This is a genomic window from Rhodococcus sp. ABRD24 (assembly GCF_004328705.1).
GTDB lineage: Bacteria > Actinomycetota > Actinomycetes > Mycobacteriales > Mycobacteriaceae > Prescottella.
Genome location: NZ_CP035319.1, coordinates 3259399 through 3280541, shown reverse-complemented (window position 1 = coordinate 3280541; position 21143 = coordinate 3259399). Strand labels below are relative to the sequence as shown.

The window sequence follows — 21143 nt, the reverse complement described above, 5'->3', positions numbered from 1 at the left end:
AAGGCCCCCACGGTGATCCGTGGGGGCCTTCGGTGAAAAGGTGTTCGGCGGTGTCCTACTCTCCCACACCCTGTCGAGTGCAGTACCATCGGCGCTGGAGGGCTTAGCTTCCGGGTTCGGAATGGGACCGGGCGTTTCCCCTCCGCTATGGCCGCCGTAACTCTATGAAACTGTCACACATTCACCTCTCCCCGCCCGAACCATCCGTCGACCCGAAGGCTTCGGAATGTGGGGGGTGAATGATATCTGTGTGTTGTTTCAGATACCGCACAGTGGACGCGTAGCTTCTTTGTGGTAAGTCCTCGGCCTATTAGTACCAGTCACCTCCATCCGTTACCGGACTTCCAGTTCTGGCCTATCAACCCGGTGGTCTGCCGGGGGCCTTACCCCCTCGAAGGGGTGAGAAACCTCATCTTGGAACAGGCTTCCCGCTTAGATGCTTTCAGCGGTTATCCCTTCCGAACGTAGCTAACCAGCAGTGCTCCTGGCGGAACAACTGGCACACCAGAGGTTCGTCCGTCCCGGTCCTCTCGTACTAGGGACAGCCTTCCTCAAGTTTCTAACGCGCGCGGCGGATAGAGACCGAACTGTCTCACGACGTTCTAAACCCAGCTCGCGTGCCGCTTTAATGGGCGAACAGCCCAACCCTTGGGACCTACTCCAGCCCCAGGATGCGACGAGCCGACATCGAGGTGCCAAACCATCCCGTCGATATGGACTCTTGGGGAAGATCAGCCTGTTATCCCCGGGGTACCTTTTATCCGTTGAGCGACACCGCTTCCACTTGCCGGTGCCGGATCACTAGTCCCGACTTTCGTCCCTGCTCGACTTGTCAGTCTCACAGTCAAGCTCCCTTGTGCACGTGCACTCGACACCTGATTGCCAACCAGGCTGAGGGAACCTTTGGGCGCCTCCGTTACATTTTGGGAGGCAACCGCCCCAGTTAAACTACCCACCAGGCACTGTCCCTGAACCAGATCATGGTCCGAGGTTAGATATCCAATACGATCAGAGTGGTATTTCAACAACGACTCCACGAACACTGGCGTGCCCGCTTCACAGTCTCCCACCTATCCTACACAAACCGAACCGAACACCAATACCAAGCTATAGTGAAGGTCCCGGGGTCTTTTCGTCCTGCCGCGCGTAACGAGCATCTTTACTCGTAATGCAATTTCGCCGAGTCTGTGGTTGAGACAGCAGAGAAGTCGTTACGCCATTCGTGCAGGTCGGAACTTACCCGACAAGGAATTTCGCTACCTTAGGATGGTTATAGTTACCACCGCCGTTTACTGGGGCTTAAATTCTCAGCTTCGCCATCACTGGCTAACCGGTCCTCTTAACCTTCCAGCACCGGGCAGGCGTCAGTCCGTATACATCGTCTTACGACTTCGCACGGACCTGTGTTTTTAGTAAACAGTCGCTTCTCTCTGGTCTCTGCGGCCCCCACCAGCTCACGGAGCAAGTCCGATCACCAGCGAAGGCCCCCCTTCTCCCGAAGTTACGGGGGCATTTTGCCGAGTTCCTTAACCACAGTTATCTCGATCGCCTTAGTATTCTCTACCTGACCACCTGTGTCGGTTTGGGGTACGGGCCGTGTGAAAGCTCGCTAGAGGCTTTTCTCGGCAGCATAGGATCACTGAATTCGCCTCAATCGGCTACGCATCACGTCTCAGGCTGTATGCGACCCGGATTTGCCTAGGTCACGCCCTACACGCTTACACCAGTATTACCACTGACTGGCTCAGCTACCTTCCTGCGTCACCCCATCGCTTGGCTACTACCAGATCGGTTCACACGCATCCACCACCCACCGTCCCGAAGGACAACGAATAGCTTCAGGGTGCTTAGCATCACTGATTCACCAGGGGCGCGTTCACACGGGTACGGGAATATCAACCCGTTGTCCATCGACTACGCCTGTCGGCCTCGCCTTAGGTCCCGACTCACCCTGGGCGGATTAACCTGGCCCAGGAACCCTTGGTCATTCGGCGGACGAGTTTCTCACTCGTCTTTCGCTACTCATGCCTGCATTCTCACTCGTGTGGCCTCCACACCTGGATCACTCCGGCGCTTCCATGGCCACACGACGCTCCCCTACCCATCCACACCACTGCACATCCCCCCGCAAGGGAACATGGGTGTTATGCGAATGCCGCAGCTTCGGTGGTGTACTTGAGCCCCGCTACATTGTCGGCGCAGAATCACTTGACCAGTGAGCTATTACGCACTCTTTCAAGGGTGGCTGCTTCTAAGCCAACCTCCTGGTTGTCTTCGCGACCCCACATCCTTTTCCACTTAGTACACGCTTAGGGACCTTAGCTGGCGATCTGGGCTGTTTCCCTCTCGACTACGAAGCTTATCCCCCGCAGTCTCACTGCCGCGCTCTCACTCACCGGCATTCGGAGTTTGGCTGATTTCGGTAAGCTTGTGGGCCCCCTAGACCATCCAGTAGCTCTACCTCCGGTGAGAAACACGCGACGCTGCACCTAAATGCATTTCGGGGAGAACCAGCTATCACGGAGTTTGATTGGCCTTTCACCCCTACCCACAACTCATCCCCTCAGTTTTCAACCTAAGTGGGTTCGGGCCTCCACGACGTCTTACCGTCGCTTCACCCTGGCCATGGGTAGATCACTCCGCTTCGGGTCTAGAACATGCCACTACGAACGCCCTATTCAGACTCGCTTTCGCTACGGCTACCCCACACGGGTTAACCTCGCGACATGTCACTAACTCGCAGGCTCATTCTTCAAAAGGCACGCCATCACCCCCCACCCGAAGGTGCAAAGGCTCTGACGGATTGTAAGCGCACGGTTTCAGGTACTATTTCACTCCCCTCCCGGGGTACTTTTCACCTTTCCCTCACGGTACTAGTCCGCTATCGGTCACCAGGGAGTATTCAGGCTTATCGGGTGGTCCCGACAGATTCACAGCAGATTTCACGGGCCCGCTGCTACTTGGGTGTCCACTACGACAGTCGTCATGTTTTCGTCTACGGGATTCTCACCCTCTACGACAGGCCGTTCCAGACCACTTCGACTAACACAACGATTTCTTACTGTCGGCCGACTCGGCAGAATCGACAAAATGAATCCCACAACCCCACGAATGCAACGCCTGCCGGCTATCACACATCCACGGTTTAGCCTCTTCCGCTTTCGCTCGCCACTACTCACGGAATCACTGTTGTTTTCTCTTCCTGTGGGTACTGAGATGTTTCACTTCCCCACGTTCCCTCCACACGCCCTATATATTCAGGCGCGGGTAACCACACATCACTGTGGCTGGGTTTCCCCATTCGGACATCCTCGGATCTCAGCTCGGTTGACAGCTCCCCGAGGCTTATCGCAGCCTCCTACGTCCTTCATCGGCTCCTGGTGCCAAGGCATCCACCGTACGCTCTTCATTACTTACAACAAAGATGCTCGCGTCCACTGTGCAGTTCTCAAACAACACACCCCACTCGAACTCCGCCAGCACCATGCCCACCACCGAAGTAGTGCGGTCTGCCTGACATCCGAACAGGATCGTCTCTCCTTCGAGGAAACACTCACGTGTTCTCTCAGGACCCAACAGTATGCCGATATATCACCTGCCGAACAACCATCATGGCCATCCGATACGCAGACGAAACAGTCAGTGTTCCACCCATGAGCAACCGCAGTGAAACATGTGTTCACTCAACGGCCTCTGCCTCACTCCCCCAACACCTACGTGCTGGTCCGAGAAGGAGATGCTCCTTAGAAAGGAGGTGATCCAGCCGCACCTTCCGGTACGGCTACCTTGTTACGACTTCGTCCCAATCGCCGATCCCACCTTCGACGGCTCCCTCCACAAGGGTTAGGCCACCGGCTTCGGGTGTTACCGACTTTCATGACGTGACGGGCGGTGTGTACAAGGCCCGGGAACGTATTCACCGCAGCGTTGCTGATCTGCGATTACTAGCGACTCCGACTTCACGGGGTCGAGTTGCAGACCCCGATCCGAACTGAGACCGGCTTTAAGGGATTCGCTCCACCTCACGGTATCGCAGCCCTCTGTACCGGCCATTGTAGCATGTGTGAAGCCCTGGACATAAGGGGCATGATGACTTGACGTCGTCCCCACCTTCCTCCGAGTTGACCCCGGCGGTCTCCTGCGAGTCCCCACCATTACGTGCTGGCAACACAGGACAAGGGTTGCGCTCGTTGCGGGACTTAACCCAACATCTCACGACACGAGCTGACGACAGCCATGCACCACCTGTATACCGACCACAAGGGGGGCCGTATCTCTACGGCTTTCCGGTATATGTCAAACCCAGGTAAGGTTCTTCGCGTTGCATCGAATTAATCCACATGCTCCGCCGCTTGTGCGGGCCCCCGTCAATTCCTTTGAGTTTTAGCCTTGCGGCCGTACTCCCCAGGCGGGGCGCTTAATGCGTTAGCTACGGCACGGATCCCGTGGAAGGAAACCCACACCTAGCGCCCACCGTTTACGGCGTGGACTACCAGGGTATCTAATCCTGTTCGCTACCCACGCTTTCGCTCCTCAGCGTCAGTTACTGCCCAGAGACCCGCCTTCGCCACCGGTGTTCCTCCTGATATCTGCGCATTTCACCGCTACACCAGGAATTCCAGTCTCCCCTGCAGTACTCAAGTCTGCCCGTATCGCCTGCAAGCCAGCAGTTGAGCTGCTGGTTTTCACCGACGACGCGACAAACCGCCTACGAGCTCTTTACGCCCAGTAATTCCGGACAACGCTCGCACCCTACGTATTACCGCGGCTGCTGGCACGTAGTTGGCCGGTGCTTCTTCTGCAGGTACCGTCACTCTCGCTTCGTCCCTGCTGAAAGAGGTTTACAACCCGAAGGCCGTCATCCCTCACGCGGCGTCGCTGCATCAGGCTTTCGCCCATTGTGCAATATTCCCCACTGCTGCCTCCCGTAGGAGTCTGGGCCGTGTCTCAGTCCCAGTGTGGCCGGTCGCCCTCTCAGGCCGGCTACCCGTCGTCGCCTTGGTAGGCCATTACCCCACCAACAAGCTGATAGGCCGCGGGCCCATCCTGCACCAGTAAACCTTTCCAACCTCCACCATGCAGTAGAGGCTCATATCCGGTATTAGACCCAGTTTCCCAAGCTTATCCCGAAGTGCAGGGCAGATCACCCACGTGTTACTCACCCGTTCGCCGCTCGTGTACCCCGAAGGGCCCTACCGCTCGACTTGCATGTGTTAAGCACGCCGCCAGCGTTCGTCCTGAGCCAGGATCAAACTCTCCGTTGAAGACTCTAGATTACGCAGCCGAAGCCACCAATCAGTCATAGACATCGAGTCAAATCACTAGCAAAAAAACTCAAACTAGCTATTGCGCTGACCATCCCAGACGGAAGAATGGAACAATCAGCAAACCCACACCCAAAAAAGATGCGGGGCACCAAAATAATTGGCACTGACATTCATCGACACACTGTTGAGTTCTCAAAGAACACGCGCACACCACCACTCCGAACCCACAGGCTCATCGTTTCGGGGCAACTGTTCCAGCCTAACCAGATCAACACCCGAACGCAAATCCGAGATCCTGAACCAGTCGAAGCAGATTCGCCAGGCGCTCTCCGTACAACCTCGTTTTCCCAGTCCCTCAGGCCCGGGTCGGTGTCCGTGTCGCTCTGACCTGGAATAAGTTACGCGAACCGTTCGCGGAACACCAAATCGCCAGGTCAATCGCCAAAGGACGCGACAGAACGGCTCGAGCAGATCGGTGATGAACGGCTGACGAACGACTATGGAACCCAGTATTTCGCGGACAACTCCTCCACCAGCGGGTCGTCATCAGCGACCTCCTCGAGCGCGGCGAGGTCACCGTCGATCGCTACCAGACGCGGATCGTCACCCTCGAACTCCTCGACCGGGTGGCCGCCGTTCTCGGCCAGCTGCCGCAGCAGCTTCTCCCGCACGCGGTGCTTCAGTGATTCACCCACCCTCCGAGCATGGCGGGTCTCCACAAACTTGTCGAGCGGTTTCGGGGCGTCAGTCGCCGTCGTTACGGCGGAAGACTCGCCGAGCAACGGGGATCAAGGTCACGAGAGCGCCGACCAGGATGATCAGCCAGAAGATCTGCATCAACACGATGTCCGCCTCTTGTCGAGAACGTTCTGCGCACAGTGCAGCCCATTGTCCCCTCAGAGAAGAGACCTGAGTCGCCGCCACGGCCAACGGCCCGCCCGGGCAGCCGTATGTGCGGCGGCGGCATCAACGCCATCGAATGGACTCGCCGCACGTGCCGGTAGCACCACGGCGGCAACACGCAAAGGCCCCCCACCCGGTTTCCCGTGGTGAGGGGCCCTACTGCTGAGCTGCCTGCGAGAATCGAACTCGCGACCTTTTCATTACGAGTGAAATGCTCTACCGACTGAGCTAAGGCAGCGTGCCTTTCGGCGCACGCGAGTTTAGCCTGCACCCCCTGCCCCAACGCAAATCGGGCGCCGCTAGCGGAACTCCGCGCCCAGCCGCGCGACGAGTGCACCGACCGCGAACTTGGGCTTGACGTTCATCTCCAGCGACTCCCGGCACTCGAGGATGGCCTCGATGCAGCGCAGCAGGCCCTCCTTGGGGGTCCGTGCCGCCAACTTCGCCGCCTGGTCCGCCATGTCCGGGTGGTTGGCGACGGCATTCGAGCCGAAAGCGACCGCCAGCGCATCACGGTAGAGACCGGCGAGATCCATCAGTGCGCGGTCGAGCGAATCGCGTCCGGTGCGGGTAGCCCGCGACTTCTGACGTCGTTCCAGGTCTTTGAGGACGCCTGCCGATCCACGCAGTGCGCCCGCCGCGCCCTTTCCGGTGCCACCGGCACCGAGCGCCGTACGCAGTTCCTCGGTTTCGCGTTCGTCCCGCGTGGCGGTGAGTTCCTTCGCCTCGCGCTCGGCAGCCTGCACGAGCTCTTCTGCCGCCGCGTACGCGGTTCCGGGACGGATCGCGGCCTCAGCCAATGACAGTGCACGCTTGCGCCGCGACCGAGCGTCCTCGTCCCGGGCGAGCCGTCGGGCACGACCGACGTGACCACCACTGACGGAGGCTGCCCACGCCGCAGCTTCCGCATCCAACTGGTCCCGTTCCCGCAGAACCTGGGCGATCGCGCCTACCGACGGGGTCACCAAGGGCACGTGCCGGCACCGCGAACGCAGCGTCACGGAGATGTCCTGCGGATCGACCGAGGGCGCGCACAGCAAAAACACCGTTCGCTCCGGCGGCTCCTCGACGACCTTGAGCAGCGCATTCGCGGCGCCCTCGGTGAGCCGGTCCGCGTCTTCGATGACGACCACCTGCCAGCGTCCGGTACTCGGCCGCCTGGACGCCGTCTGCACGATCCCGCGCATCTCGTGGACGCTGATGCTCAATCCCTCGGGCACCACGCGTCGGACGTCACCGTGAGTGCCGGCCATCGTCGTCGTGCACGGCTGACAGTGGCCGCATCCCGGGGCACCGTCCGATGTGCACTGCAGGGCTGCCGCGAAACACAGCGCCGCTACCGAACGACCCGAACCGGGCGGACCGGTGAACAGCCACGAGTGCGTCATCCGCGACCCGCGGTCGCCACCCCGGGCGGCGACCGCGGCAGCCGTCAGCTCGGCCTCGACATGCTCCTGGCCGACCAATCGATCGAAGACACCTGCCACGAACCGACCCTATCGATCCGTGCCGACAACTCGCGTCACGACTTCTCGGCAGTCGTCTTCTTCGCAGCAGCCTTCTTCGCCGGCGCCTTCTTCGCTGCCGTCTTCTTGGCCGCAGCCTTCTTGGCTGGCGCCTTCTTCGCGGCGGCCTTCTTCTTCACCGGCCCGCGTGCACGACGATCCGCGAGCAACTCGGAGGCGCGCTCGTCGGTGATGGACTCCACCTCGTCGCCCTTGCGCAGGCTCGCATTGGTCTCGCCGTCGGTGACATACGGACCGAATCGTCCGTCCTTGATCACCATCGGCTGGCCCGTCGCAGAGTCGTTTCCGAGTTCCCGGAGCGGCGGCGCCGCCGAGGCCTGCCGGCCGCGACGCTTGGGCTCGGCGTAGATCTTGAGCGCGTCCTCGAGGGTCACCGTGAACATCTGCTCCTCGTTCTCCAACGAACGAGAGTCGGTGCCCTTCTTCAGGTACGGGCCATAGCGGCCGTTCTGCGCGGTGATCTCTTCCTTGGACTCGGGATCGACACCGACGACCCGCGGCAGCGACAGCAGTCGCAGCGCATCCTCGAGTGTGACCGTCTCCAGGTCCATCGACTTGAGCAGCGAGCCGGTGCGCGGCTTGGGGCCGGCGGCCTTCTTGGCAGCCTTCTTCGCAGGCGCTTTCTTGGCCGCTGTGGTCTTGACCGTGCCGTCGGCGCCGGTCTCGACCGGCACAATGTCCGGCTCGGGTGCGGCCTCCGGCTCGGGCAGGATCTCGGTCACGTACGGGCCGAATCGGCCCTCCTTCGCGACGATCTCATGCCCAGTCAGAGGGTCGACACCGAGCTTGCGACCCTCCTGCGGGGTCGAGAACAGCTTCTCCGCGTACTCCACGGTGAGCTCGTCCGGCGGCAGATCATCGGGCAGATTCGCCCGCTGGGAAACGAGCGAGTCCGGAGCTGCCCCTTCAGCGGAATCTGCAACCATCCGCTCGAGGTAAGGACCGAAGCGGCCGACACGCACATGGACCTCGCGGCCCTCGGCGTCATCGAAAAGGCGAATCGAGTTGATCTCGCGGGCATCGATGTCCTCGAGATTCTCGCCGACCATCTTCTTCAGGCCGCCAGCACGAGCGATCGAGTCGTCCGCCCCCTCGGCATCACCGAAGTAGAAGCCCGACAACCAGCTTCCGCGCTGCGCACGGCCACCGGCAATCTCGTCGAGGTCGTCCTCCATAGCAGCCGTGAAGTCGAAGTCGACGAGCCGCCCGAAGTGCGTCTCGAGTAGGCCTATCACCGCAAACGCGACCCACGACGGGACAAGCGCGCTGCCACGCTTGTATACGTAACCGCGGTCGAGGATGGTCTTGATGATCGAGGAGTACGTCGACGGGCGGCCGATGCCGAGTTCCTCGAGCGACTTGATGAGGCTGGCCTCGGTGTAGCGCGCGGGCGGGTTGGTGTTGTGTCCGTCGGGATCCAGCTTGGTAGCAGTCACACCCTGGCCCCGCGTCAACGCCGGCAGGCGCGACTCAGCGTCGTCGGACTGACCACCGGCCTCCTCGTCGACGCTCTCGACATACGCCTTCAAGAAGCCGGGGAACGTGATCGTGCGACCCGACGACGAGAAGATGCACTCCTCTCCGGTGCCGGCCGTACCGGTGATCCGAAGCGTCAGCGTCGTGCCGCGGACGTCAGCCATCTGAGATGCGACGGTGCGCTGCCAGATCAGTTCGTACAGACGGAACTCGTCGTTGTCGACACGTGAGTGCAGCTGCCCCGGGGTCTGGAAGACGTCACCGGCAGGGCGGATCGCCTCGTGTGCTTCCTGGGCGTTCTTGACCTTGCGGGTGTACTGACGCGGGCTCGAGTGCAGATACTCGGCGCCGTAGAGCTCGGTGGCCTGCGCACGGGCCGCGGCGATCGCCGAGTCCGACAGCGTTGTCGAGTCGGTTCGCATGTAAGTGATGTAGCCGTTTTCGTACAGCCGCTGTGCGATCCGCATCGTCCGCTCCGAGCTGAAACGCAGCTTGCGTGCGGCCTCCTGCTGGAGCGTCGATGTCATGAACGGCGCGTACGGCTTGCGCGTGTACGGCTTGTCCTCGGCAGACGAGACAACCAGGTCGGCGCCGTCGAGCGCTTCCGCGAGTCGGCGCGCGTACGCCTCGTCGAGCACCACGACACCGGACGACTTGAGATTGCCATCGGGACCGAAGTCGCGACCGGCAGCGACCCGGGAGCCGTCGACGGACACCAGGCGCGCGCCGAAACTACGGGGGCTGGCCTCGGCACCGGCGTCGAGCGTCGCCGAGATGTCCCAGTACGACGCCGACCGGAATGCCATCCGCTCGCGCTCGCGCTGCACGATCACCCGGGTCGCGACGGACTGGACACGGCCTGCCGACAGCCGCGGCATGACCTTCTTCCACAGCACGGGGCTGACCTCGTAGCCGTACAGACGGTCAAGGATGCGGCGGGTCTCCTGCGCGTCGACCAGGTCGTTGTCGAGATCGCGGGTGTCCTCGGCGGCCGCACGGATGGCCGGCTCGGTGATCTCGTGGAAGACCATCCGGCGGACCGGGATCTTCGGCTTGAGCGTCTCGAGCAGGTGCCAGGCGATGGCCTCGCCCTCGCGGTCGGGGTCGGTCGCGAGATAGAGCTCATCGGCATCCTTGAGGAGGCCCTTGAGCTCGGTGACCTTCGACTTCTTCTCCGGGCTCACGACGTACAGCGGCTCGAAGTCGTGATCGACGTTCACACCGAGGCGCGCCCAGGATTCGCCCTTGTACTTGGCCGGGACGTCCGCTGCGCCGCGGGGCAGGTCGCGGATATGCCCGACGGACGCCTCCACGATGTAGTTTTTGCCCAGGTAAGGCGCGATCTTCTTGGCTTTCGTCGGTGACTCGACGATAACCAGGCGGCGTGTGGCGGACGATCCGTCCGCCGCGCTCTTGTCCCGTGCTGCCACCAGCAGTCCGCACCTTTCCTGCTCGATCAGTGCCGCTGAGCACCTGATGCGAATCTCGTCTCCGACCCCGTTATACCGGGTCCGGTCAGTTACAGGGTGTCACACCGCGAAGATGAACGCGCATATCCGCCCCGGTCCGTTCGCTCAAATGTGCGGCCAGTTCTGTCGGGCATCGGGATGATCGGGCGGTTCTCCGATGTTTTCAGCGAGATGCATGAGGCGCCGACGGCCCGAAATTCGCAAGCCAGGGCAGGAGCCCCGGATGCCCACGATCGTGGGTGCCACACCGGCGCGCATCAGCGACTGAGCAAGCACGACGTGCGTTTCCGGTGCGTGCGGATCCAGCCCCAGCACGTAACGTTGTCCGTCGGCCTCGACGCGTCCGGACGCCAGTACCCAAGCTCGCTGTTCGCGAGGGCTCGGTACCCAGTCTGCGGGCACGAACTTGACCGCTCCCCTGGTCCACTCCAGCGCGAGCGCCACCAACTCCGGAACCGGCGCGGTACGAACGAGCGGCCGACCCTCTTCGGAAGTTCCGATCTCCGATTCCAGGCCGGCTTCGCGCATCATCTGGGCGATCGACTCGGCGCGCCACCCGCTGTCGACCACAACCGACACCCGGGCGCCCTCACGCGAGCTGACCACCTGCCCCTGCGCAGCCAGCAGCCCGCTCAGGTCGGTCACCGCGGGCGGCACCGACTCGGCGGAGAAGAATGAAAGCTGACCCACAGAGTGGACATTAGGCCACACTCACGATTTGTTCGCCCCGTTCGCCGATTCACGAAAGAGCAGAGTGCCCTGAAAGAACTCGTCCCCCACCACCGTGACCGGAGATGGGGGACGAATCAGGCAGCGGTCATTACGACCGGCCTTCAACTCAATAGTTCAGCTGGTGAACAGATCAGATTGCGCGAACGCCGGTGGCCTGCGGGCCCTTGGTGCCCTGGCCGACCTCGAACTCGACGCGCTGGTTCTCCTCAAGGGTGCGGAAGCCGCTGCCCTGGATCTCGGAGTAGTGAACGAAGACGTCAGCGGAGCCGTCCTCGGGAGCGATGAAGCCGAAGCCCTTCTCCGCGTTGAACCACTTCACAGTGCCCTGTGCCATGCTATTCCTTCTCTTTCTTACACCGGATTCGATGGACAGCACTTCCGGTCCATCGGGCCGGTTCCGACCGCTGTACTTCTCGATTCCCCCTCAGGAACGCATAAGCACCGCGCTCGCAACATCGATCCTGCGGGCGTTTAAACGAACACAGAAGCTGCGACCAGGTCATAGTCAACCATGTTCGACGCGCGCGCAACAGTCGAAAGACGAACAAAAACTGCAAATAGTTGATCTTGCACAGCGTGCCATTTTCACCGCCGCCGGGGCCACCCGTCGAGGACTTCCGAACGATTCCGTGGATAAGATCGAAACCGCAGGTCCGACGCTCGCAACAGGCTCCGACGAACACCGTCGATCATCCCGGAAGAGGTTCCAGTGAACCCCTCGTCCCAAACCCTTCCAACGGGCGAAATCGACGATGATTCGTACGGTCGGAGGCTCCTCGACCGAGTAATCGCCGGTACACCATCCGGCGAGACGCCACTCACCCACATAGCCGAGCTGCCACCACGAATCTCGCGATCAACCGACTGGCCGGTCTGGGCGGCCTCGGCCGCAGTGCGAGCGATGACTGGGAGCGGAATTCCGCGACCGTGGAGTCATCAGGCCGCGGCCGCCTCGTACGCACACTCCGGCGAGCACGTGGTTGTCGCGACGGGCACGGCGTCGGGCAAGTCGCTCGCGTACCAACTGCCGATCCTCACCTCATTGTCCTCGGACTCGCGCGCAACCGCCCTCTATCTCGCGCCGACCAAGGCCCTCGGGGCGGACCAACTGCGGGCTGCGATAGCGCTCACTGAATCCGAGCCGGAACTGACGTCCATTCACCCGAGCGGGTTCGACGGCGATACCCCCACCGAAATCCGGCAGTGGGCGCGGGAGAACTCTCGCTGGCTCTTCACCAACCCCGACATGCTGCACATCGGGATCCTGCGTTCGCACCAGCGATGGGCGCACATGTTCCGCAATCTGCGGTACGTCGTGGTCGACGAGTGTCATTCCTATCGCGGCGTCTTCGGCTCGAACGTGGCGCTGGTCCTGCGACGGCTGCGCAGGATCGCCGCACGGTACGGTGCGCAGCCGACGTTCGTGCTGGCCAGTGCCACCACCGCAGAGCCCGGGGCAGCGGCCGCCCGACTGATCGGTGCGCCGTGCGCGGAGGTCACCGAGGACGGCTCGCCGCACGGCCCGCGCACGGTCGCCCTGTGGGAGCCGCCGCTGTTGGACGCAATCGCCGGGGAAAACGGCGCACCGGTCCGCCGCGCGGCCGGCTCCGAAGCCGCGCGGATCATGGCCGACTTGGTGGTCGAGGGTGCGCGAACGCTGACGTTCGTACGCTCGCGCCGCAGCGCCGAACTGACCGCGTTGGGCGCCCAGCGAATGCTGGCCGAGGTGGACCCCGACCTCGCGAGCCGCGTCGCGGCCTACCGCGCCGGCTACCTCGCCGAAGACCGCCGGGAGCTCGAGGCCGCACTGGCCGACGGCACCCTCCTGGGCGTCGCGACCACCAACGCGCTGGAACTCGGCGTGGATATCGCGGGACTCGACGCCGTGGTCCTCGCTGGTTTCCCCGGCACCGTCGCATCGTTCTGGCAGCAGGCCGGGCGGTCCGGACGACGTGGTGAGGGATCGCTCGTCGTGCTCGTCGCGCGTGACGACCCGCTCGACACCTACCTGGTGCACCACCCGGCGGCGCTACTCGAACGGCCGGTCGAGGCCACCGTCACCGATCCTGCCAATCCATACGTGCTGGGCCCGCAGCTACTCTGCGCCGCATTGGAGCTGCCGCTGTCAGACGCCGAAGTGGCCGACTTCGGCGCGCTCGAAGTGCTCACCGAGCTTGCCGGGCAAGGGCTCATCCGGCGTCGCACTCACGGCTGGTTCGTCGCAGCCGGCACCGATCCGCACAGCGCACTCGACATCCGCGGTGGAATCGGCACGCAGGTCGCGATCGTCGACGGCGAATCCGGGCGCATGCTCGGCACCGTCGACACCGGTCGTGCTCCCGCCACCACGCACCCCGGCGCGGTGCACATCCATCAAGGCGAGTCGTTCGTCGTCGACGAACTCGACCTCGAACACGGCGTGGCGCTGGTCCATCCCGAGACCCCGGACTGGAGCACGTCGGCGCGCGAGATCACCGAGATCGCGATCATCGACGTCGCAGAGCACAAACCATACGGCGATGTCGGCGTCGCTCTGGTCCAGGTGGAGGTGACCCACCAGGTAATCGGATATCTCCGTCGCCTGTCGTCCGGCGAGGTACTCGACTCGGTCGAATTGGACATGCCCGCCCAGACCCTGAGCACCCGCGCCGTGATGTACACGGCGACCCCCGAACTGCTCGAGGACGCCGGGATCGGCGCCGACCGGGTACCGGGCGCCCTGCACGCCGCCGAGCACGCCGCTATCGGCCTGCTTCCCCTGGTCGCTACGTGCGACCGAGGTGACATCGGCGGCGTCTCCACTGCCCTGCACCCGGACACCGGCCTGCCGACAGTGTTCGTCTACGACGGGCACCCGGGCGGAGCCGGATTCGCCGACCGCGGCCACGCAGAACTGGTCCGGTGGCTCAGCGCCGCCCGCGACGCCATCGACGCGTGCGAGTGCGCAACCGGCTGCCCGTCCTGCGTGCACTCCCCCAAATGCGGCAATGGCAACCATCCTCTCGACAAGGACGGCGCGGTCCGGGTCCTCACTGCAGTCCTCGCAGCAGTGGCCCCGGACCACGGGCCGGGTCAGATACCGAACGGCGGCGCGTAACGGACTGCGCCGCTCGGCGGCGTAAGCCCCGCCATCGAGACCAGTGCCAGCAATACCTCGTCCGGGACGTCGATGCTCAGCCGAATGCCATGCAGTGATGCGCGGGTGAACCCGCTCCCGCCCTCCAGGTCGGCCTCCTCCGCAGTCCCGAAGGCCGCAAGGTTGATGTTGCGGACGGCCGAGATGTCATCCGCAGTCTCGGGGCGGGTGATCCAGCTACTTGCGGGCATGGCGAATTTTCCTCGAGCGAAATACCTTTCAGGCGCGAAGTGATCATTGCTGCTGTTCTCGGAACCTCGGGATCTCCCGCAGGTGACGCGAGAGCGCTTGCCCGCGCGACACCATTTGCAGCATCCTGCAGAACGATGCCGCGCAGCGCAGCGGCCTTCACCGCGGCCATCAAGACCCATCCCCTCGCCCTATCCGTCTCAACCAATACGGTTGGCGCAGCGGCCTTCTCATGATGGTTCATCCGCCGGACCGGCCCTTGCCCGCGCCCGAGCGGGACCTGTGCCGAGCGAGACGGGCCCGGTCGCTACCGTAGCCTCCACCACCACGTCCCAACCGTCGACCGTGCACCTCGCAAGCTCCACGCCCATCCGAGTGATGATCGACGCTGCTGCCCCACAAGCGGATTCGTCACCACTGGAGAGCGCGGACGCCGCCGCCAGCGCCGAGAGGTCCGCTGCCGACTGCGCGCGGTGTCGCGCCGACACCGCGCCACCGAAGTGCAGCAGACCGGTGGTCACCGCGACCAGGACCGCCAGCGCACAACACGCGAGGATCGTGGCACCACCGGACTCGTCCTGCAGGGATCGTCTCACGTCCCCTCCTTCGACTGCGGTTCCCGGGCCGCGACAGCCTCCGCGGACACCTCCAGCAATGGCAACAACGGAGCCCGTGCCCGCACGGTCGCGACCACGAGCGCGCCGTCGTCCCGCAGCGTGATCTGCGCGCCATCGGGTGCGACCCGGCGCGCCGTCGCGACTGCGTTCGCCCGGTCGTCCTGGGCCGCGAGACGAGCCGCCTCCCGGGCCGCGTCGATGCAGCGGACGTGCGTTGTCACTGCCAACACCGCTCCGATGCACAACATGACCACGGTCACGATGGACGCGATCGCGATTGCCGCCTCCACCGTGACCGCACCGGACTCGCCACTCCGACCGGGGACTGCCGGCGACGTCACATCGACGTGTTGAGTGCCTTGTCGATGATTCCCGTCAGCGCATTCACGATGGAGTCCCCCGTCACCACCGTGTAGAGCACCGCGCCGAATGCTGCAGCAGCAATCGTGCCTATCGCATACTCCGCCGTCGACATGCCGTCCTCGGCAGTCACCGCCAGCATCAGCCGAGCCTGAATCTCCTGGAACTTGTTCGACCACATGAACTTCCCCCTTCATTCGACGCCGATGCAGATTCTCCGCACCGGCACACCTCCACCCGGTCACAGCAACCCGCCCTGAAGCACCCGACCGGCGAGCCCGATCACCACCGGGACGATGCCCAGGCAGATGAACGCGGGCAGGAAGCACAGGCCGAGCGGGCCGCTAATCAGGACGCCGGCTCGTTCAGCCGATGCGGCCGCGCGATCCTCGGCGTCGGCGCGCTGATGTGCCGCCAACTCGGCCATCGCACCCGACAGGGCCACCCCCGATCGGGCCGACCGGCGAGCCATCCGGGCGAGCGCTTCCGTCGCCGGTTCCTCAGCCACGACATCCCACGCAGTCGCCGGATCCGCGCCCAGCGCAAGCAAATCTGCTGTGCGGCGAAGCGATTCCGCAAGCGGGGACGGCGCCGACCGCGACACCGCCGCAGCGGCGGAGGACACCGGCAGGCCCGCCTTCATGCACGCCGCAAGCAGATCGAACGCACCTGCAACAGCGAGCGGGTCCACCGGCGCCGGAGTCGCCGTCCGATCGCTTGCCACGTCTTCGCCATCGCGGAGTCCGGCGCCGCCCCGGAGTCGTCGCCGGATCCGGGCCGATCCGGGCGCGATCAGCAGCGCCGCGGCGGTCAGCACCATCGCGATCCACATCAGCGTGCTACCGAACCGACAATGCGGTCTGTCCACGCCAGCCCAGCGGACGTCAGTACCGTCCCCGCGACCAGCAGCACACCACCGAGCCCACCACCGAACAGCACCTGTACGGGAGAGGCTCCCATGAGCTGCCCCAGGACCACGCCCAGGATCGGCAGTCCGGCCAGCACCGCGGCGGTGGCCCGGGCACCGGCGAGACCTGCCTCTGCACGCTGACGGAATCGCATGCGACCCATCAGGTCCGAGCGTGCAGCCTGGAGTAGATCAGCAAGCGCGAGGCCGTGATGTTCGGCCACCGTCCACGCGTGCGCGATTCTCGCCAGCTCCCTCGCGGCCAGACCCGACGCCGCCGCGAAACCGCTCGCAGCGGACCCGCCGAGCCGAGCCCGGGCCGCGGCACCCCGGAACACATCGGCCACTGCACCGCCGCACTCCTCGGCCGCCGCCTCACACGCGACAGCAGGATGGGCGCCCACCCGCAGTTCCCCGATCACCACGTCGAGGCCCGCGAGGACCGCCCGGCGTGCGGCATCGCGCAGGGTGGCGGCGCGGCGGCGCCGCTGCCGGCCACGCAGGGTGGCGAAGGCGATCGCCGCAGCTACCGCCGGTGCGATCGCTCCCACCAGTAGCAGCGGCACACAGCCCACCAGCGCGACATCGAACAGAGACAGCCGACGCCACGGCACCGACGCCACGCCCCTGCGTGCAGAATCGGCCGACAGCGCGGTCCGTAACCGTTTGCGCGCGCTGCAACTGGGCGTCATCACCAGCGCCGTCGACAATAGCAACAACGATGCTGTCATCGGGATGACCTGGCCTGCAACATCTCCCGCAAGAGTCCGTTGGCGGGCGCGGATCCGCCCCGCAGAGTCCACGCGGGCACGACCTCGACCAGGCCGGTCGAGTCCCGCTCGAGCACACCGATCTCCACCAACCGGCGGGCGCCGCTCGCATCGCGGCGCACGTGCAGCACCGCCTGCAGCGCCGCGGCCAGCTGGCTGTGCACGGCCTGGCGATCCAGTCCCCCGAGAGCGGCGAGGGCCTCGAGTCGGGCCGGGACCTCGCGGGGAGAGTTTGCATGCACCGTGCCAGCCCCACCGTCGTGCCCGGTGTTGAGCGCGGTGAGCAGGTCCACCACTTCGGCGCCGCGCACCTCCCCGACCACGATCCGGTCCGGCCGCATCCGCAGTGCCTGCCGGACCAGGTCCCGCACCGTGACCTCGCCGACGCCCTCGACGTTGGGAGCGCGGGCAACCAGACGCACGACGTGCGGATGGGCGGGTGCGAGTTCGGCGGCGTCCTCGACACATACGATCCGCTCGGCCGCATCGACCCGGCCCAGCATCGCGGCGAGCATCGTCGTCTTTCCCGCCCCGGTGCCTCCGGTTACCAGGAATGCCAGGCGCGCCCGCACGATGGTCTCGAGCAACTCGCGCGCGTCGGAGTCGACCGTGCCGTCGGCCGTCAGCTCGTCGAGTCCCTGCGTCGCGGGCCGTAACACCCGCAGGGACACACACGTTCCACCCTGCGCTACCGGTGAGAGCACCGCGTGCAACCGAACACCGAAGTCCCCATTGCCAATTCCAGGAAGCCGCCCGTCCACCCACGGCTGCGCGTCGTCGAGCCGTCGACCCGCAGACAACGCCAGCCGCTGAGCCAATCGCCGGACCGCTGCCTCGTCAGGAAACGACACAGCGGCACGCTCGAGCCCGGAACCGCGATCGATCCATACCTGGTCCGGGGCGGTGACGAGGACGTCGGCAACTCCTGCGACACTCAGCAGCGCCTCGAGCGGTCCCGCGCCGGTGAGTTCGGTCTGCAGAATCCGCAACGCGGCCAAGAGGTCCGTATCACCCAACACGCCCCCGGACTCGGCTCGGATGGCTGCCGCGACCGTCGCGGGCGTCGGCTCGCCCTCCGTCTGAGCAAGGCGTTCGCGCACCCGATCGAGCAGTTCTGGGGATGTCAGCACACTCATGCCGTTCACCACCTGCCGCGCGGCCGGGCACCGAGCACCCCGAGCACCGATCGGGCCGCCGAGGACAGCGGCGAACGCCGGCTCAACTGCAATCCACCGCGTTCGAGCATCGCCTCGAGCTGCGGTTCGGGACGCATCGCCGCCAGCAACGGCGCACCCAGTGCTCCGGCGATGTCCGTCCCACGCAATCCGCCCGGCGCTGGCCCCCGAACCACTATGCCCTGGTGCGGATTCCGCTCCGCTACCCGGGCCAGCACGCGCTCGGCAGACAGGCCCGCACGCACCCTCGCGGGGATCACCATCACTATGAGATCGGCGATGTCCAGCAAGCCGTCACCGGCTGGAGAGGGCTGTCGTGAAACGTCACAGATCACCACGTTGCCGGCGCACCGCCCGGCCTCGGCCACCGCGATGGCCGCCGGCGGGGTGGGGCCGGAGAGGGCGAGCGGCCCACGACCGCACGCGAGCACGCTCAGACCCGGCCCTCGCCCGGGCAGGGCCGCGTGCAGCGCGTCGGCAGACACCCGCCCACCCTCGACAGACAACCCCGACCACCGCAATCCAGGGGTGTCCTCGATCCCGAGCAACAGATCCAGTCCACCACCGAACGGATCCGCATCGAGCAGCAGCACCGACGGGACGCGGGACCCCGAGCGGGACGGTGGGCGAGCAGCCTCGAGTGCGAGCGCGGCAGCGAGCGTCGAGGCGCCGGCCCCGCCGCAGCCACCGACCACGGCAACCACCGCACCATCCGCCTCCCGCCGCATGCCGTGGTCGCCGAACACCGTGACAAGGTCGGCTTCCTCGGCAGGGAGCCCGAGGACGTGATCCGCCCCGACGCCGGTTGCCGCCTGCCAATCGGCGAGCGTGGGCACTCCGTCACACACGAGCACGACACCGCGGCGCCGTGGCAGCCGCGTCGCACATTCGCGCGCCGCTGCGGCATCCAGTACGACAAGACTCGCCCCACTCCAGACCGACCGCGCGGGCAGTTCACTGCACGCGTCAAATGTTTGATTTGTCGCCGCTGCAACCGACCGGAGACAGTGGGCGACGGCGGTCGCGTTCACCCATGCCAGCACACCGGGGCGGTCGGCAACCGTGGATGCTCGGGTGTCGTTGTCCATGCCCACAAGCTTGCGATGCTGTACGAGCGGCCGACAGCACCGATCGGAGAATGTGGACAGAATTGGACGCTGTGGATAATTAACGGTACTTCAGTACCAATAATTGTCGACAGTGCTGTGTGCGCCCGATTTTCGGTGCATACCCTGTCACCTCTGGAAGTACTGCGACATCTGGAAGTTCGACACAGATGGTGCGATTCGCAACCCTGCTCTCGGCAAGGAAACTGGGGCAAACCGGAGAAGTTAGGGGACGACCCCCGCCAGGGGGGGAGGAGGCGGGGGTCGTCAGAGTTCAGCCCCGGGGGGTCGGGCTGAACACGCCTGGATCGCGTCCAGGTAAGAATAATAATACACCTAGATCCAGGAAAGTTTGCAAGTTCACCGATTGGCCCGGGCACGCCCAGACCGACATCCGCCCCGACGTGCGCGCCGACTCCCCTATCCTGAGTCTCGTGACCGCCCAATCGAGCGAACTCACCGAACGCGGCCGAGTCGCCGCGTTCTTCGACCTGGACAAGACGATCATCGCGAAGTCCAGCGCTCTCGCATTCAGCAGACCGTTCTTCGCCCAGGGTCTGATCACCCGTCGATCCGTGCTCCAGAGCAGCTACGCCCAGTTCCTGTTCCTGCTATCCGGCGCCGACCACGATCAGATGGAGCGGATGCGCACCCACCTGACGAACATGTGCGCCGGCTGGGACGTCGAACAGGTCCGGGCCATCGTCGCGGAGACACTGCACGAGATCGTAGATCCGCTGGTGTTCGCCGAGGCGGCCGATCTGATCGCCGATCACACCGCACGTGGCCACGACGTGGTGGTGGTCTCTGCGTCCGGGGAGGAAGTGGTGACCCCCATAGCAGCGGCGCTCGGGGCGACGCACAGCAGCGCGACTCGGATGGTGGTCGAGGACGGCCGGTACACCGGAGCGCTGGAGTTCTACTGCTACGGCGCGGGCAAGGTCGAAGCGATGCGCGAGCTTGCCGAGCGCCAGGGCTACGACCTCGAACACTGCTACGCATACTCCGATTCGGTGACGGATCTGCCGATGCTTCTCGCCGTCGGGCATCCGACAGCGGTCAACCCGGACCGGGCCCTTCGCCGGGAGGCCGCCGGAAGAGGTTGGCCCATACTGACTTTCTCCAACCCGATCTCGTTACGATCCCGGCTGCAGGCGCCCTCCCCCACCACGCTCGCAGCCGGGGCGGCCGTGCTGTCGAGCGCCATCCTGGCCGGCGCGTTCACATACGGCCTGCGGCGCCGAAATCGCTGAACCCGGGTCTCCCACAAAGAAAAATTGGCTCTTGAAGTGGATCGGGGCAGGGGGTACAAAGGAGGTACGGAAGGCCGGATGGCCAGGATCGACTCGGAAGAGAAGGCTCGATTCCCCGAACGGACTTCCCAGCACGGACACCAGGCACCCACGCGGAGCTGCAAGCCACTATAAGGGCAGAAGCGTTGTGGGCCTGCGTAACTCGGGCGTTCTCGGCAAGTACCCTGCACGAGTTGCAGGGGCGACCCGGCAACCTT

The 21143-nt window shown here is 64.5% G+C and carries 15 protein-coding genes, 1 tRNA gene and 3 rRNA genes; 2 read left to right on the top strand and 17 right to left on the bottom strand.

Annotation, left to right across the window (positions count from 1 at the left end; genetic code table 11):
- Positions 1 to 42 precede the first annotated feature (42 nt).
- The 9 genes from rrf to ERC79_RS14465 all read right to left on the bottom strand — a co-directional run bounded on the left by rrf (position 43) and on the right by ERC79_RS14465 (position 11707).
- Positions 43 to 159 (bottom strand): 5S ribosomal RNA (rrf, locus tag ERC79_RS14505).
- Between the two features lie 131 nt (positions 160 to 290).
- Positions 291 to 3419 (bottom strand): 23S ribosomal RNA (locus tag ERC79_RS14500).
- A 328-nt stretch (positions 3420 to 3747) separates the two neighbouring features.
- Positions 3748 to 5264: ribosomal RNA gene (locus tag ERC79_RS14495) — 16S ribosomal RNA — on the bottom strand.
- Together the 16S, 23S and 5S rRNA genes form the textbook arrangement of a ribosomal RNA operon.
- 500 nt (positions 5265 to 5764) lie before the next feature.
- Positions 5765 to 5962 (bottom strand): hypothetical protein, encoded by a 198-nt coding sequence (locus ERC79_RS14490; protein ID WP_131579150.1) that lies wholly within the window; start codon positions 5960 to 5962, stop codon positions 5765 to 5767.
- 373 nt (positions 5963 to 6335) lie between these two features.
- Positions 6336 to 6408: transfer RNA gene (locus tag ERC79_RS14485), tRNA-Thr, on the bottom strand.
- Positions 6409 to 6469: 61 nt separating this feature from the next.
- Positions 6470 to 7657, bottom strand: a complete 1188-nt coding sequence (locus tag ERC79_RS14480) for a DNA polymerase III subunit delta' (RefSeq protein WP_131579149.1) — start codon at positions 7655 to 7657, stop codon at positions 6470 to 6472.
- Between the two features lie 35 nt (positions 7658 to 7692).
- On the bottom strand, positions 7693 to 10602 hold the full coding sequence (gene topA, locus ERC79_RS14475) for a type I DNA topoisomerase (protein ID WP_131579148.1): 2910 nt from the start codon (positions 10600 to 10602) through the stop codon (positions 7693 to 7695).
- 144 nt (positions 10603 to 10746) lie between these two features.
- Positions 10747 to 11331 carry a hypothetical protein gene (locus ERC79_RS14470; protein WP_131579147.1) on the bottom strand — a complete coding sequence of 195 codons (585 nt, stop codon included), beginning with the start codon at positions 11329 to 11331 and terminating at the stop codon, positions 10747 to 10749.
- Between the two features lie 172 nt (positions 11332 to 11503).
- Complete coding sequence (locus ERC79_RS14465; RefSeq protein ID WP_005515803.1) at positions 11504 to 11707, bottom strand: cold-shock protein; 204 nt, start codon at positions 11705 to 11707, stop codon at positions 11504 to 11506.
- A gap of 411 nt (positions 11708 to 12118) precedes the next feature.
- Between ERC79_RS14465 and ERC79_RS14460 the strand changes: the two genes are divergently transcribed.
- Positions 12119 to 14470: a DEAD/DEAH box helicase gene (locus ERC79_RS14460; RefSeq protein WP_131581150.1), complete on the top strand. Its 2352-nt coding sequence runs from the start codon at positions 12119 to 12121 to the stop codon at positions 14468 to 14470.
- Here the strand turns inward: ERC79_RS14460 and ERC79_RS14455 are convergent.
- From ERC79_RS14455 to ssd, 8 genes are all read right to left on the bottom strand, one after another.
- Positions 14446 to 14700, bottom strand: a complete 255-nt coding sequence (locus tag ERC79_RS14455) for a hypothetical protein (protein WP_131579146.1) — start codon at positions 14698 to 14700, stop codon at positions 14446 to 14448. The genes ERC79_RS14460 and ERC79_RS14455 overlap by 25 nt on opposite strands.
- Before the next feature lie 228 nt (positions 14701 to 14928).
- Positions 14929 to 15294, bottom strand: coding sequence for an Rv3654c family TadE-like protein (locus tag ERC79_RS14450; RefSeq protein ID WP_131579145.1), 366 nt, complete (start codon positions 15292 to 15294; stop codon positions 14929 to 14931).
- On the bottom strand, positions 15291 to 15656 hold the full coding sequence (locus ERC79_RS14445; protein WP_131579144.1) for a TadE family type IV pilus minor pilin: 366 nt from the start codon (positions 15654 to 15656) through the stop codon (positions 15291 to 15293). The genes ERC79_RS14450 and ERC79_RS14445 overlap by 4 nt, the downstream gene beginning before the upstream one ends.
- Positions 15653 to 15856 (bottom strand): DUF4244 domain-containing protein, encoded by a 204-nt coding sequence (locus ERC79_RS14440; RefSeq protein WP_131579143.1) that lies wholly within the window; start codon positions 15854 to 15856, stop codon positions 15653 to 15655. Before ERC79_RS14440 ends, ERC79_RS14445 begins: the two co-directional genes overlap by 4 nt.
- A 60-nt stretch (positions 15857 to 15916) precedes the next feature.
- Positions 15917 to 16510, bottom strand: coding sequence for a type II secretion system F family protein (locus ERC79_RS14435; protein WP_131581148.1), 594 nt, complete (start codon positions 16508 to 16510; stop codon positions 15917 to 15919).
- Positions 16507 to 17313, bottom strand: coding sequence for a type II secretion system F family protein (locus ERC79_RS14430; protein WP_131579142.1), 807 nt, complete (start codon positions 17311 to 17313; stop codon positions 16507 to 16509). Before ERC79_RS14430 ends, ERC79_RS14435 begins: the two co-directional genes overlap by 4 nt.
- On the bottom strand, positions 17310 to 18488 hold the full coding sequence (locus tag ERC79_RS14425) for a TadA family conjugal transfer-associated ATPase (protein WP_131579141.1): 1179 nt from the start codon (positions 18486 to 18488) through the stop codon (positions 17310 to 17312). The genes ERC79_RS14430 and ERC79_RS14425 overlap by 4 nt, the downstream gene beginning before the upstream one ends.
- 5 nt (positions 18489 to 18493) lie before the next feature.
- Entirely contained in the window at positions 18494 to 19615 is a 1122-nt protein-coding gene (gene ssd / locus ERC79_RS14420) for a septum site-determining protein Ssd (protein WP_131579140.1), read from the bottom strand.
- Positions 19616 to 20067: 452 nt separating this feature from the next.
- Here ssd and ERC79_RS14410 point away from each other — a divergent pair, with 452 nt between their 5' ends.
- Positions 20068 to 20886: an HAD-IB family hydrolase gene (locus ERC79_RS14410; RefSeq protein WP_131579138.1), complete on the top strand. Its 819-nt coding sequence runs from the start codon at positions 20068 to 20070 to the stop codon at positions 20884 to 20886.
- Positions 20887 to 21143 lie beyond the last annotated feature (257 nt).

Excerpts from the sequence above, each read along its gene's own strand:
- ERC79_RS14465 (WP_005515803.1), bottom strand. The coding sequence starts at position 11,707 with ATGGCACAGGGCACTGTGAAGTGGTTCAACGCGGAGAAGGGCTTCGGC.
- ERC79_RS14455 (WP_131579146.1), bottom strand. The coding sequence starts at position 14,700 with ATGCCCGCAAGTAGCTGGATCACCCGCCCCGAGACTGCGGATGACATC.
- ERC79_RS14440 (WP_131579143.1), bottom strand. The coding sequence starts at position 15,856 with ATGTGGTCGAACAAGTTCCAGGAGATTCAGGCTCGGCTGATGCTGGCG.
- ERC79_RS14430 (WP_131579142.1), bottom strand. The coding sequence starts at position 17,313 with ATGACAGCATCGTTGTTGCTATTGTCGACGGCGCTGGTGATGACGCCC.
- ERC79_RS14425 (WP_131579141.1), bottom strand. The coding sequence starts at position 18,488 with ATGAGTGTGCTGACATCCCCAGAACTGCTCGATCGGGTGCGCGAACGC.
- ssd (WP_131579140.1), bottom strand. The coding sequence starts at position 19,615 with ATGGACAACGACACCCGAGCATCCACGGTTGCCGACCGCCCCGGTGTG.